The organism is Streptomyces sp. PKA51, assembly GCF_057552455.1.
In genome coordinates, this window is sequence record NZ_BAAJPZ010000027.1 from 60147 (window position 1) to 72749 (window position 12603).

Annotated in this window: 13 protein-coding genes; 7 read left to right on the forward strand and 6 right to left on the reverse strand. The window is 70.9% G+C overall.

Annotation, left to right across the window (positions count from 1 at the left end; all coding sequences use genetic code 11):
* Positions 1-47: 47 nt before the first annotated feature.
* Genes sdhC through AC27L3_RS27270 form a run of 4 tightly spaced genes read left to right on the forward strand, consistent with a single transcriptional unit; the run spans position 48 to position 3448 of the window.
* Entirely contained in the window at positions 48-428 is a 381-nt protein-coding gene (gene sdhC / locus AC27L3_RS27255) for a succinate dehydrogenase, cytochrome b556 subunit (RefSeq protein ID WP_344432777.1), read from the forward strand.
* A 7-nt stretch (positions 429-435) separates the two neighbouring features.
* On the forward strand, positions 436-909 hold the full coding sequence (locus tag AC27L3_RS27260) for a succinate dehydrogenase hydrophobic membrane anchor subunit (protein WP_487236722.1): 474 nt from the start codon (positions 436-438) through the stop codon (positions 907-909).
* A 20-nt stretch (positions 910-929) separates the two neighbouring features.
* Positions 930-2684 carry a succinate dehydrogenase flavoprotein subunit gene (sdhA, locus tag AC27L3_RS27265; protein ID WP_487236723.1) on the forward strand — a complete coding sequence of 585 codons (1755 nt, stop codon included), beginning with the start codon at positions 930-932 and terminating at the stop codon, positions 2682-2684.
* Entirely contained in the window at positions 2684-3448 is a 765-nt protein-coding gene (locus tag AC27L3_RS27270) for a succinate dehydrogenase iron-sulfur subunit (protein ID WP_365966978.1), read from the forward strand. Before sdhA ends, AC27L3_RS27270 begins: the two co-directional genes overlap by 1 nt.
* Before the next feature lie 104 nt (positions 3449-3552).
* Here AC27L3_RS27270 and AC27L3_RS27275 read toward each other — a convergent pair whose 3' ends face one another.
* The gene (locus AC27L3_RS27275) at positions 3553-3945 is read right to left on the reverse strand and encodes a MerR family transcriptional regulator (protein ID WP_487236724.1); all 393 of its coding nucleotides are present in this window, start codon (positions 3943-3945) and stop codon (positions 3553-3555) included.
* A 56-nt stretch (positions 3946-4001) separates the two neighbouring features.
* On the opposite strand from AC27L3_RS27275, the gene AC27L3_RS27280 reads away from it, so the two are divergent.
* Positions 4002-4796: an alpha/beta fold hydrolase gene (locus AC27L3_RS27280; RefSeq protein ID WP_487236725.1), complete on the forward strand. Its 795-nt coding sequence runs from the start codon at positions 4002-4004 to the stop codon at positions 4794-4796.
* Between the two features lie 43 nt (positions 4797-4839).
* Here the strand turns inward: AC27L3_RS27280 and AC27L3_RS27285 are convergent, their stop codons facing one another.
* Together AC27L3_RS27285 and AC27L3_RS27290 are read right to left on the reverse strand one after the other, a co-directional pair.
* Positions 4840-6393 carry an ABC transporter substrate-binding protein gene (locus AC27L3_RS27285; protein ID WP_487236726.1) on the reverse strand — a complete coding sequence of 518 codons (1554 nt, stop codon included), beginning with the start codon at positions 6391-6393 and terminating at the stop codon, positions 4840-4842.
* Positions 6394-6501: 108 nt separating this feature from the next.
* Positions 6502-6801, reverse strand: a complete 300-nt coding sequence (locus AC27L3_RS27290) for an SCO4848 family membrane protein (RefSeq protein ID WP_487236727.1) — start codon at positions 6799-6801, stop codon at positions 6502-6504.
* A 10-nt stretch (positions 6802-6811) separates the two neighbouring features.
* Here AC27L3_RS27290 and AC27L3_RS27295 point away from each other — a divergent pair, with 10 nt between their 5' ends.
* Complete coding sequence (locus AC27L3_RS27295; RefSeq protein WP_487236738.1) at positions 6812-8254, forward strand: D-alanyl-D-alanine carboxypeptidase family protein; 1443 nt, start codon at positions 6812-6814, stop codon at positions 8252-8254.
* Here AC27L3_RS27295 and AC27L3_RS27300 read toward each other — a convergent pair whose 3' ends face one another.
* From AC27L3_RS27300 to trpS, 3 genes are all read right to left on the reverse strand, one after another.
* Positions 8255-9109: a YihY/virulence factor BrkB family protein gene (locus AC27L3_RS27300; protein ID WP_487236728.1), complete on the reverse strand. Its 855-nt coding sequence runs from the start codon at positions 9107-9109 to the stop codon at positions 8255-8257.
* A gap of 42 nt (positions 9110-9151) precedes the next feature.
* Positions 9152-9763: a 2'-5' RNA ligase family protein gene (locus AC27L3_RS27305; RefSeq protein WP_487236729.1), complete on the reverse strand. Its 612-nt coding sequence runs from the start codon at positions 9761-9763 to the stop codon at positions 9152-9154.
* 91 nt (positions 9764-9854) lie between these two features.
* Positions 9855-10868: a tryptophan--tRNA ligase gene (trpS, locus tag AC27L3_RS27310; protein ID WP_487236730.1), complete on the reverse strand. Its 1014-nt coding sequence runs from the start codon at positions 10866-10868 to the stop codon at positions 9855-9857.
* Between the two features lie 190 nt (positions 10869-11058).
* Here trpS and rocD point away from each other — a divergent pair, with 190 nt between their 5' ends.
* Positions 11059-12285 (forward strand): ornithine--oxo-acid transaminase, encoded by a 1227-nt coding sequence (gene rocD, locus AC27L3_RS27315; protein WP_487236731.1) that lies wholly within the window; start codon positions 11059-11061, stop codon positions 12283-12285.
* Positions 12286-12603: the final 318 nt, after the last annotated feature.

The window sequence follows — 12603 nt, forward strand, 5'->3', positions numbered from 1 at the left end:
CGACAGAGAAGCCGGCAGGCCCCAATCCCGCTCCCGGAGGGTTTTCCGTGCCGGCTGGAACGCTGTACCGCGGCCGGGAAGGCATGTGGTCCTGGGTGGCTCATCGAGTCACCGGCGTCCTCATTTTCTTCTTCCTGTTCGTGCACGTCCTTGACACCGCTCTCGTTCGCGTCTCCCCCGAGGCCTACGACGACGTCGTCGCCACGTACAAGACGCCCATCGTCAACGTGATGGAGTACGGCCTGGTGGCCGCCATCCTCTTCCACGCACTGAACGGCCTCCGCGTCATCGCGGTGGACTTCTGGTCCAAGGGACCGCGGTACCAGAAGCAGATGCTGTGGACCGTTGTCGGTGTCTGGGTCGTGCTGATGGCAGGCGCCTTCTACCCCGTGCTCCAGCACACGCTGCGCACGCTGTTCGGGAGCTGAGACGCGAATGTCCGCTGAAACCACCCCCGCCGCGGCCGTGAGCGAGGTGTCGGCCTACTCCGCCGACAACCCGGCGCCGGTCATCGAGGCGCCCCGCAAGCGCACCAAGAAGACGCCCAAGGCGACGCGCACCAACTTCGAGATGTACGGCTGGCTCTTCATGCGCCTGTCCGGCATCCTCCTGGTCGTCCTGGTCCTCGGCCACCTGCTGATCCAGCTCGTGCTGGACGGCGGCGTGACCAAGGTCGGCTTCGCCTTCGTGGCCGGTCGCTGGGCCTCGCCGTTCTGGCAGGCCTGGGACCTGATCATGCTGTGGCTCGCGATGCTGCACGGTGCGAACGGCCTGCGCACGGTCATCAACGACTACGCGGAGCGGGATGCGACCCGCTTCTGGCTGAAGATGCTGCTGTACACCGCCACGGTGTTCACCGTCCTGCTGGGCACGCTGGTGATCTTCACCTTCGACCCGAACATCCGCTAGAGCCCGGGGCTGACGCGACCATGAAGATCCACAAGTACGACACCGTCATCGTCGGCGCCGGCGGCGCCGGCATGCGCGCGGCCATCGAAGCCACCAAGCGCAGCCGCACGGCGGTGCTCACCAAGCTCTACCCGACCCGCTCCCACACCGGCGCCGCCCAGGGCGGCATGGCCGCCGCCCTCGCGAACGTCGAGGAGGACAACTGGGAGTGGCACACCTTCGACACGGTCAAGGGTGGTGACTACCTGGTCGACCAGGACGCCGCCGAGATCCTGGCGAAGGAGGCCATCGACGCGGTCCTCGACCTGGAGAAGATGGGCCTGCCGTTCAACCGCACCCCGGACGGCACCATCGACCAGCGCCGCTTCGGCGGTCACAGCCGCAACCACGGCGAGGCCCCGGTCCGCCGGTCCTGCTACGCGGCCGACCGCACCGGCCACATGATCCTCCAGACGCTGTACCAGAACTGCGTCAAGGAGGGCGTGGAGTTCTTCAACGAGTTCTACGTCCTGGACCAGCTGATCACCGAGGTCGACGGCGTCAAGAAGTCGGCCGGTGTCGTCGCCTACGAGCTGGCCACCGGCGAGATCCACGTCTTCCAGGCGAAGGCCGTGATCTACGCCTCCGGCGGTTGCGGCAAGTTCTTCAAGGTGACCTCCAACGCGCACACCCTCACGGGTGACGGCCAGGCCGCCGTGTGGCGCCGCGGTCTGCCGCTGGAGGACATGGAGTTCTTCCAGTTCCACCCGACGGGCATCTGGCGCATGGGCATCCTGCTGACGGAGGGCGCCCGTGGTGAGGGCGGCATCCTCCGCAACAAGGACGGCGAGCGCTTCATGGAGAAGTACGCGCCGGTCATGAAGGACCTCGCGTCCCGTGACGTCGTCTCCCGCTCGATCTACACCGAGATCCGCGAGGGCCGCGGCTGCGGTCCCGAGGGCGACCACGTCTACCTGGACCTCACCCACCTGCCGCCGGAGCAGCTGGACGCCAAGCTGCCGGACATCACCGAGTTCGCGCGCACCTACCTCGGCATCGAGCCCTACACGGACCCGATCCCGATCCAGCCCACCGCGCACTACGCCATGGGCGGCATCCCGACCAACGTCGAGGGCGAGGTGCTCTCCGACAACGACACCGTCGTCCCCGGCCTGTACGCCGCCGGCGAGGTCGCCTGCGTGTCCGTGCACGGCGCCAACCGCCTGGGCACCAACTCGCTGCTCGACATCAACGTCTTCGGCCGCCGCGCCGGCATCGCCGCCGCGGACTACAGCCAGAAGGCCGACTTCGTCGAGCTGCCGGAGGAGCCGGCCTCCTTCGTCGTCGAGCAGGTCGAGCGCCTGCGCAACTCCACGGGCACCGAGCGGGTCGCGGAGCTGCGCAAGGAGCTGCAGGAGACCATGGACGCCAACGTCATGGTCTTCCGCACCGAGCAGACGATCAAGACGGCCGTCGAGAAGATCGCCGAGCTGCGCGAGCGCTACAAGAACGTCGCCATCCAGGACAAGGGCAAGCGCTTCAACACCGACCTGCTGGAGGCCATCGAGCTGGGCAACCTGCTCGACCTGGCCGAGGTCATGGCCGTGTCCGCGCTCGCGCGCAAGGAGTCCCGCGGCGGTCACTACCGCGAGGACTACCCCAACCGCGACGACGTCAACTTCATGCGCCACACCATGGCGTACCGCGAGGTGGACGCGAGCGGCAAGGAGTCGATCCGCCTCGACTACAAGCCGGTCGTGCAGACCCGCTACCAGCCGATGGAGCGTAAGTACTGATGAGCACCGCGACTCTCGACAAGGCCGAGGCCGGCGCCGAGGCCCAGGTCTCGCCCTACATCACGGTCACCTTCCGGATCCGCCGGTTCAACCCGGAGGTCTCCGACGAGGCCACCTGGCAGGACTTCCAGGTGGAGATCGACCCCAAGGAGCGCGTGCTCGACGGTCTCCACAAGATCAAGTGGGATCTCGACGGCTCGCTCACCTTCCGCCGTTCCTGCGCGCACGGCATCTGCGGCTCCGACGCCATGCGGATCAACGGCAAGAACCGCCTGGCGTGCAAGACGCTGATCAAGGACATCAACCCGGCCAAGCCGATCACGGTCGAGCCCATCAAGGGCCTGACGGTCCTGAAGGACCTCGTGGTCGACATGGAGCCCTTCTTCCAGGCCTACCGCGATGTCATGCCCTTCCTGATCACCAAGGGCAACGAGCCGACGCGCGAGCGCCTGCAGTCCGCCGAGGACCGCGAGCGCTTCGACGACACCACCAAGTGCATCCTGTGCGCCGCGTGCACCTCCTCGTGCCCGGTGTTCTGGAACGACGGCCAGTACTTCGGCCCGGCGGCGATCGTCAACGCGCACCGCTTCATCTTCGACTCGCGTGACGAGGCCGGCGAGCAGCGCCTGGAGATCCTCAACGACAAGGACGGCGTGTGGCGTTGCCGCACGACCTTCAACTGCACGGACGCCTGCCCGCGTGGCATCGAGGTCACCAAGGCGATCCAGGAGGTGAAGCGGGCGCTGATCACGCGCCGCTTCTGATCCTTTCGCCGAGGACCTTCCGCCGAGGGCCCGCCGTCACCCCTTTCGGGTGGCGGCGGGCCCTTGCACGTTCATGCGGGCCGCCGGGGCGGGCGCGGCCCTGCTCAGGCCGACTTCAGGGCCTCCCCGACCAGGGCCTCGTCCTCCAGGCGGCGCGCCTCCATGGCCCCGGTCACCTCCAGCAACGCCTCGCGCTTGCGGCGCAGTTCGTCCATCTGGTCCTCGACGCGGGCGAGCTGGTCGTCGAGCAGGCGGGTGGAGCGTGCGCAGCCCACCAGGCCGCCGCTCGTGGCACAGGGCATCAGGTCGCGGATGACATCGGTGGTCAGCCCGGCGGCGAGCAGTTCCCGGATGTGCGCGACGCGCTCGGCGGCGTCCGGGTGGTAGCGGCGGTAGCCGTTGGTGTCGCGCTCGGGCTGCAGGAGCCCCTGCTCCTCGTAGTAGCGCAGCAGGCGCGTGCTGACCCCGGTCCGGCGCGACAGTTCCCCTATCCGCATGAGATCCCCCTGACGACTTGACCTTCACACTGATGTCAAAGGGGAGCCTACGAGGCATGACGAACATTCCCGCGGGCTACCCGCGTCTGCACACGACCGTCCACGGCTCCGGCCCCGGCATCCTCCTCGCGCACGGCGCGGGCGGCAGCATCGAGGGCAACTACGCACCGCTGATCCCGGCCCTGGCCGAGCACCACACGGTGGTGGCCCCCGACTACCCCGGCTCGGGCGCGACGCCGCGCGCGTCCGTCCCGCTGAGCGCCGACGGCCTCGCCGGCGCGCTGGTGGCCACGGCGGACGAGGCGGGCCTGGAGACCTTCACGCTGCTGGGCTACTCGATGGGCACCCTGGTGTCCGTACGCATCGCCGCCCGCTATCCGGAGCGCGTGAAGGGCCTGGTCCTGACGGCGGGCCTGGCCCGCCCCGACAACCGGGTGCGCGCCTCCCTGGACCTGTGGCGGACCCTGCTGGCCGCGGGTGACCTGGAGTCCTTCGCGCGGTTCGTGGCGCTGAGCGGCTGCAGCGAGGAGTTCTTCAACGCGGTGCCGGAGGCGGAGCTGCCGGGGTTCTACGAGGCCATCGCCCAGGGCGTTCCGGCGGGGACCGCCGAGCAGGCGGCGGTGGTCCTGGCGACCGATACCACGGCGGATCTCGCGCGGCTGACCGTGCCGACCCTGGTCGTCGCCACCGCGTACGACACGCTGGTCTCCCCCGCCAACTCGCGCTTCCTGGCCTCCCGCATCCCGGGCGCGGAGTACGCGGAGGTGCCCACCGGTCACGTCCCGGCGGCGGAGGCTCCGCAGGAGTGGCAGAAGCTGGTCACCGACTTCCTGACCCGCCACGGGCTTTAGAGCGTGGCCGACGTGGCCGGTGCCCCGTAGGGGCGCGGGGAACTCAGATGCGGGCCAGCCGCCACAGGCGCCAGGTGCCCGTGCCGTCGGAGACGTACTGGGTGCCGGAGACCGAGGACGTGCTCAGGACGTAGTCCTTCTTCTGCCACAGCGGCACCAGGGGCACGTCCTCGGCCACGATCTTCTGGATGGCGCGGAAGTCGGTCGCCAGGCGGCTGCGCTGGTCGTTCTGCTGGGTGCGGCGGATGAGCCGGTCGACGCGGGGGTCGGAGTAGCCGGAGTGGAGGGCGTTGTCGGTGCCGACCAGGGGCGTGGTGAAGGTGTCGGGGTCGGGGAAGTCGGCCACCCAGCTGACGCAGTACGCGTCGTAGGCGCCGCGCGCGTAGCCCTCCTGGAACTCCTTCCACTCCGCCTTGCGGGTCTCCACCCGGAACAGGCCGGTGGCCTCCAGCTGGCGCTTGAGGAGGGCGGCCTCCTGGTCGGTGGCCCCGCCCCGGGAGTAGGCGAGGGTGAAGTGCACGGGGGTGGTGATGCCCGCCTCCTGCAGGATGCCGCGCGCCCGTTCGGCGTCGGGGGCGGGGTAGGTGTCGAAGAAGGAGGTGGCGTGGCCGGTCAGGCCCTGGGGGATGAGGGAGTACAGGGGTTCGACCGTGCGCTGGTGGACGTCGCGGGCGAGTGCCTGGCGGTCGACGACGGCGGCCACCGCCCGCCGTACGGCCACCGGTCCGGCCGGTGCGCCGGGGCGGAGGTTGAAGACGAGGAAGCGGGTGTTGGCGGCGGCGTTGGCGCTCATGCGGATGCCGGAGTCCGAGGGCGTGAGGCCGGCGAGCTCACCGGGCGGCATCTGCCGGGTGACGACGTCGAGGTCCTTGTCGTGCCAGGCCCGGCTCAGCGCCGCGGGATCGCGGAAGTAGCGGACGGTGACGGGGTGGCCGGTTTCCTTCACGGCGCCGCGGTAGTGCGCGTTGGGTTCGAGGTCGGCGCTCTCGCCGGACCGGTAGGAGCCGAGCGCGTACGGGCCGGAGCCGTCGACGCCGTTGCCGGTGCGCAGCCGGTCGGCGGGGTAGCGGCTGCTGTCGACGATGGACGCCGCCCCCGTGGCGATCTTGAAGGGGAAGGTGGCGTCGGGCACCTTCAGCCGGAAGACGACCCGGTCCCCGCCGGTCTCCACGGACCGCAGGGTGTCGATGAGCGGGCCGGGCCCCTGCGGCGAGTTGATGCGCACGATGCGGTCGAAGGAGAACTTCACGTCCTTGACCGTGAGCGGGTCGCCGTTGGCGAACTTCAGGTCGGGGCGCAGGGTGCACGCGTACGTGCGTAAGTCCTCGCCCTGGAAGCCGCAGCTGCGGGCGGCGTCGGGCACGGGCGCGTTGGAGCCGGGCGCGAAGGTGAGCAGCGACTGGAAGACGTTGCCGTACAGCGCCCAGGAGCCCGCGTCGTAGGCGCCGGCCGGGTCGAGGGCGCTGACGGTGTCGGTGGTGCCGACGCGCAGGGGACGGTCGTCCCCGTCGTCCCCCGGGAGCAGCCCGCAGCCGCCGGCGCTTGCCGCCAGCAGTGCCAGCCACACCCCGGCCGATCGCATCCGGACACCCCGCATCGCCCCGCGCCTCCCCCTGCCGCCCAGTGATGCGCATCACCGTAGACAGCCGAACGGGCGTACGTCCGGGAAATCGGCCAAGTGATCGGCCGGAAACAGCGGTACGAGCTATGACGTTCGCCGCAAGGCGCGCACACCGCGCAACCCGATGAGGCCCACGGCCGTCCCCAGAAGAAACGAGGTGATCGCCAGAGCCAGGTGCACCCAGAAGTACGCGGTGGGGTCACCCGATCGGTCGAAGGCCAGCCCGCTGCCGTCCTTGTAGAGATTCTTGATGAAAGTGGCCCAGATGACCCAGCTCCAGACGCCGAAGGCGAGCAGGAACCAGGAGACGGGACGGGTCAGGACAGCGGGGCCCGGGGCGGGCGCGGGGGTTCGCGGGGCGGCATCCCCGGAAGACTTCACCATGGGTTTCAGTATGCGTTCCGGTTCCGGCACTGGTCCTATCGGGTCCTCGGCGGGCCCCCGCCGTGAGGCGCCGTCCCGGTTCGCCGGGCGTGGAGGTACGTTCACGTGCGTGCCGACGACGACAACACACCCCCCGCGGTACTCCGCGACGCCGCGACGCCGCTCCGCGGCCCTGCTGGCGGCCGGCGCCTCCCTGCTGCTCCCCCTGGCGACCGCCGCCCCCGCCCTCGCGGCCCCCGTGCCGAGCCCGGCCGCGTCCTCCGCGGGCCCGGGCGCCTCGCCCTCCGTGGAAGGGCGCACCGACGGCAAGGCCAAGCCGCCGCCGAAGCAGCCGCCCGCCAGAATGTCCACGGTCGGCGGCGACCTGCTGGGCCGGCCCGGCACCCAGGTGCAACTGGGCCCGGGCGCGCCCGCGCTGCCGCGCGACCTGTCCGGGGCGTCCTGGCTGGTGGCCGACGCCGAGTCCGGCGAGATCCTGGCCGCGCACAACGCCCACTGGCAGCTGCCGCCGGCCTCCACGCTGAAGATGCTCTTCGCCGACACCGTCCTGCCGAAGTTCCCGAAGACCCGCAAGTACCAGGTGCGCGCGGCCGACTTCGAGGGCATGGGCGAGGGCAGCAGCCAGGTCGGCATGAAGGAGGGCCAGACCTACTCCGTCCACGACATGTGGATGGGCGTCTTCCTGCGCTCGGGCAACGACGCGGTGCACGTGCTGTCCTCGATGAACGGCGGTGTCGCCAAGACCGTCCGGGACATGCAGGCGCACGCCGACGACCTCCAGGCGCGCGACACGCACGTCGTCACGCCCGACGGATACGACGCCGACGACCAGGTCTCCAGCGCGTACGACCTCACGCTCTTCGCCCGTTCGGGCCTGCAGAAGGCGGACTTCCGGGAGTACTGCTCCACGGCGCGCGCGCAGTTCCCGGACGACGAGCACCCCGGCCGGACGAAGGAGATCGTCAACACCAACCGCCTGCTCACCGGCCAGGACGGCGTCACGCTGTACAAGGGCATGGCGGGCGTGAAGAACGGCTCCACCACCAACGCGGGCAACACCTTCACCGGCGTCGCCCAGCACGACGGCAAGAAGCTGCTGGTCACCGTCATGAACCCGGACATCAAGGAGCGCAACCGGGTCTACGAGGAGACCCGCATGCTGCTCGACTGGGGCTTCGAGGCGGCCGGCCACGTCAAGCCGGTCGGCGTGCTCGTCCCGCCGAAGTCCGGGTCGTTCGGCACCGACAAGTCCGGGCGCTCGGGCGCGTCCAGCCCCAGTGGCGCCCAGGCCGCGGTCACCGGTGGCGGCAGCGACGGCATCTGGACGGCCGTCGGGCTGACCGGCGGCGCACTGGCCGTGCTCGCGGTGGCCGGGTACGTCGTCAACCGGCGTCACCCGCTGCCGGCGCGGGCGCGCAAGGGCCCCTCCCACGCGGGCCCGCCCAAGGAGTAGTCAGTCGCCGTGCCGCGTGGGCGTGTCCGTCGCCGTCCACGCGGCACAGAAGAGCGTCAGCTTCGCCGTGAAGTTGATCCACAGCAGCAGCGCGACCGGGGTGCCGAACGCGCCGTACATGCTCTTGCCGGCCACCCCCTGCAGATAGCTGCTCAGCACCAGCTTGAGCACCTCGAAGCCGACCGCGCCGATCAGGGCGCCCTCCACCAGGCGGCGGCGCGGGGGCAGGACGCCCGGCAGCCGGGAGAGCACGTACAGCATCAGCAGGAAGTCCGCGAGGACGGCGATGCAGAACCCGGCGGCGCTCAGCAGCACCCCCGCCCCCTTGAGGCCCGCGTGCCCGGCCACCCAGTCGACGGCGGCCGAGGCGAACGCCGAGCAGCCGGCCGACAGCAGCACCACCGCGCCCAGGCCCAGCAGCACACCCGCGTCCTTGAGCTTGAGCAGGAACGGATTGCCCGGGTCCTCCTTCAGTCCCCACACCACGCGCAGGCACTCGCGCAGCGAGCCGACCCAGCTGATGCCGGTGAACAGCAGCAGGGCGCCCGCGACCAGGCCGACGGTGCCGGCGTTGTCGACGAAACCGCCGATGTCGATGCTGTCGGAGATGCCCGGCACCTGCTTGGCCAGGCGGTTCTCCAGATCGTGGGTGCGCCCCTCGCTGAGCAGCGCCGCCGCGACCGCGGCACCGAGCGTCAGCAGGGGGAAGAGGGCGACGAAACTCGTGAAGGTGACGGCCGCGGCCAGCCGCGTCCACTTCACCCGGTCGAGTGTTTCGTACGAGCGCCAGGCATGCGTGCGCATGGCCCGCGCGACGACGGGTCCGACCAGGGGCAAGCGGGTGAGCCAATCCATGGCGAGACATCTACCCCATGGATCCGGTCATCGGACCGGCGGTTACGGAAAGGGGCGCGGCAGCGGCGACGTACTGCCCTGCCGGGGCACGGCGGCGGGCACCGCCGTGGTGCCCGGCGCGTCCGCGCCGAAGGGGCCGAAGGGGAAGTCGCGCTCCAGGCGCCAGATGCCGTCCTCGCCCTGCTCGTACAGCGCGAAGCCCTCGATGGTCCACTCCGCCTCGTAGTGCGCGAGCTCCTCGAAGGCCCGGTCCATGGCCTCCTCGGCGATGCCGTGCGCCACCGTGACGTGCGGGTGGTACGGGAACTGCAGCTCCCGCGGCACCGGACCGGAGGCGTCCCGCAGCTGCTTCTGCAGCCGGGCGCACTCCGGGGAGCCCTCGACGACGTTGACGAAGACCACGGGCGAGAGCGGGCGGAAGGTGCCCGTCCCGCTCAGCCGCATCCGGAAGGGCCGGCCCGCCGCCGCGACCTCGGCGAGGTGTGCCTCGATCGCGGGCAGCGAGGAGGCGTCCACCTCGGTCGGCGGCAGCAGGGTGACGTGCGTGGGGATGCCGTGGGCGTGCGGGTCGCCGAAGCTCTCGCGGCGCTTCTGGAGGAAGCTGCCGTACGGCTCCGGGACCGCGATCGAAACGCCGAGCGTTACGGTCCCCACTGCGTTCTCCCTCCTGTGCGCCTGTACGTCCCCGTGGCAAGTGTGGCGGCTGCGCCGCACCCGCTGCCAGATCTCCCCGTCAGTGCTCCGGTCAGTGCTTCGCCGGCAGGAAGCCCATCCTGTCGTAGGTCTGCGCCAGCGTCTCGGCGGCGACGGCACGCGCCTTCTCCGCGCCCTTGGCCAGCACCGCGTCCAGCGTCTCCGGGTCGTCCAGGTACTCCTGCGTACGGGCCCGGAAGGGGGTGACCCACTCCACCACGACGTCGGCGAGGTCGGTCTTCAGCGCGCCGTAGCCCTTGCCCTCGTACCTCTGCTCGAGCTCGGCGACGGTGGTGCCGGTCAGTGTGGCGTAGATCGTCAGCAGGTTGCTGACGCCCGGCTTGTTCTCCGCGTCGAAGCGGATCACCGTGTCGGTGTCGGTGACCGCGCTCTTGATCTTCTTGGCCGAGACCTTGGGGTCGTCGAGCAGGTTGATCAGGCCCTTGGGGGTGGCCGCCGACTTGCTCATCTTGGCCGTCGGGTCCTGCAGGTCGTAGATCTTCGCGGTCTCGCGCACGATGTGCGCCGACGGCAGGGTGAAGGTCTGCCCGAAGCGGCCGTTGAAGCGCTCGGCGATGTCGCGCGTCAGCTCGATGTGCTGGCGCTGGTCCTCGCCGACCGGCACCGCGTTCGCCTGGTACAGCAGGATGTCGGCCACCTGCAGGATCGGATACGTGAACAGGCCGACGGTGGTGCGGTCGGCACCCTGCTTGGCGGACTTGTCCTTGAACTGCGTCATGCGGGATGCCTCGCCGAAGCCGGTGAGGCAGTTCATCACCCAGGCCAGCTGCGCGTGCTCGGGCACGTGGCTCTGGACGAACAGCGTGCAGCGCTCCGGGTCCAGGCCGGCGGCCAGCAGCTGGGCGGCGGCGACGCGGGTGTTCGCCCGCAGCTCCTTCGGGTCCTGCGGCACGGTGATGGCGTGCAGGTCGACGACCATGTAGAAGGCGTCGTGCGACTCCTGCAGAGCCACGTACTGACGGACCGCACCCAGGTAGTTCCCGAGGTGGAACGAGCCTGCGGTGGGCTGGATACCGGAGAGAGCGCGCGGACGATCAAGGGCCATGCACAACATTCTCTCAGGTGCGCGGGCCGAGCAGGGTCAGCGGTCGCAATGCGGCCCCCCGGTGGTGGTTCAGGGGTGTACAAAGGCGTCGGCACCCGGCCACGATGGCCGACACGGCACTGCCGTACTCGGCCTCGGCCGCCGCCCGCCGTCCACCGCCCGCCGTCCCCGGACAGGAACGGAGCACACGTTGACGACCGCCACGGAACGCAACATCGCCGCCGCCGAGGAACACAGCGCCCACAACTACCACCCCCTGCCGGTCGTGGTCGCCACCGCCGAGGGCGCGTGGATGACCGACATCGAGGGGCGCCGCTACCTCGACATGCTCGCCGGCTACTCCGCGCTGAACTTCGGCCACGGCAACCGGCGGCTCGTCGACGCGGCCAAACGCCAGCTCGACCGGGTCACGCTCACCTCGCGGGCCTTCCACCACGACCTCTTCGCACGCTTCTGTGCGGAGCTGGCCGAGCTGTGCGGCATGGAGATGATCCTGCCGATGAACACCGGCGCCGAGGCCGTCGAGACCGCCGTGAAGACCGCCCGCAAGTGGGGCTACCGCGTCAAGGGCGTCCCGGACGGACGGGCGAAGATCGTCGTCGCCGAGAACAACTTCCACGGCCGCACCACCACGATCATCAGCTTCTCCACCGACCCCGAGGCCCGCGCCGACTACGGTCCGTACACGCCCGGCTTCGAGATCGTCCCCTACGGCGACCTGGCCGCCCTGGAGGCGGCGGTCGACGAGCACACGGTCGCCGTCCTGCTCGAACCCATCCAGGGCGAGGCCGGCGTCCTCGTCCCCCCGCCGGGCTACCTGGCCGGCGTCCGCCGGCTCACGGCCGAGCGGAACGTCCTCTTCATCGCCGACGAGATCCAGTCCGGCCTGGGCCGCACGGGCCGCACCTTCGCCTGCGAGCACGAGGGCGTCGTGCCCGACATGTACGTCCTGGGCAAGGCCCTCGGCGGCGGCGTCGTCCCCGTCTCCGCGGTCGTCTCCTCCCGCGCCGTCCTCGGCGTCCACCGCCCCGGCGAACACGGCTCCACCTTCGGCGGCAACCCCCTGGCCTGCGCGGTGGCCCTGGAGGTCATCGCCCTCCTGCGCACCGGCGAGTACCAGGCCCGCGCGGCCGACCTCGGCGACCACCTCCACCACCAGCTGGCCCTCCTCACCGGCACCGGCGCCGTCACCGCCGTCCGCGGCCGCGGCCTGTGGGCGGGCGTCGACATCGCCCCGCAACACGGCACGGGCCGCGAGATCTCGGAACGCCTGATGGAACGCGGCGTCCTGGTGAAGGACACCCACGGCACGACGATCCGCATCGCACCCCCGCTGGTCATCACGAAGGAGGACCTGGACTGGGGCCTGGACCAACTCCGAGCGGTCCTGACGACCCCGACGGCGAGCGCGGCGTAGCCCCGCGCCCCTGCGCCCCGCAGGGGCGCGGGGCGTAGGGGCGCGAGCCGCAGGCCCGCGCCCGCAGGGACGCGCCCCATAGGGGCGCGGGGAACTGCGCGATCAGCCGGCAACGGCCCGCAGCTGACACACCACCCCGGGGTCCGGGCGACCTGCGGGCACGTCGTGGCTTGTCGCGGCGGTGACCCCCCCCCCCCACCCGGGCCCCCCCGGGGGGGGGGGGGGGCTGGACGGGCGGTGGGGGGGTGGGGGTTCCGTGGGGGGGGGGGACGACGCTACACGCGTCAATACGGTGCTACGCGCGTAGCGTGGGGGCAC

Bases quoted from the DNA above. Each gene is read 5' to 3' on its own strand.
- AC27L3_RS27260 (WP_487236722.1), top strand. From the start codon at position 436: ATGTCCGCTGAAACCACCCCCGCCGCGGCCGTGAGCGAGGTGTCGGCC.
- sdhA (WP_487236723.1), top strand. From the start codon at position 930: ATGAAGATCCACAAGTACGACACCGTCATCGTCGGCGCCGGCGGCGCC.
- AC27L3_RS27270 (WP_365966978.1), top strand. From the start codon at position 2,684: ATGAGCACCGCGACTCTCGACAAGGCCGAGGCCGGCGCCGAGGCCCAG.
- AC27L3_RS27275 (WP_487236724.1), bottom strand. From the start codon at position 3,945: ATGCGGATAGGGGAACTGTCGCGCCGGACCGGGGTCAGCACGCGCCTG.
- AC27L3_RS27280 (WP_487236725.1), top strand. From the start codon at position 4,002: ATGACGAACATTCCCGCGGGCTACCCGCGTCTGCACACGACCGTCCAC.
- AC27L3_RS27285 (WP_487236726.1), bottom strand. From the start codon at position 6,393: ATGCGGGGTGTCCGGATGCGATCGGCCGGGGTGTGGCTGGCACTGCTG.
- AC27L3_RS27290 (WP_487236727.1), bottom strand. From the start codon at position 6,801: ATGGTGAAGTCTTCCGGGGATGCCGCCCCGCGAACCCCCGCGCCCGCC.
- AC27L3_RS27295 (WP_487236738.1), top strand. From the start codon at position 6,812: ATGCGTTCCGGTTCCGGCACTGGTCCTATCGGGTCCTCGGCGGGCCCC.
- AC27L3_RS27300 (WP_487236728.1), bottom strand. From the start codon at position 9,109: ATGGATTGGCTCACCCGCTTGCCCCTGGTCGGACCCGTCGTCGCGCGG.
- trpS (WP_487236730.1), bottom strand. From the start codon at position 10,868: ATGGCCCTTGATCGTCCGCGCGCTCTCTCCGGTATCCAGCCCACCGCA.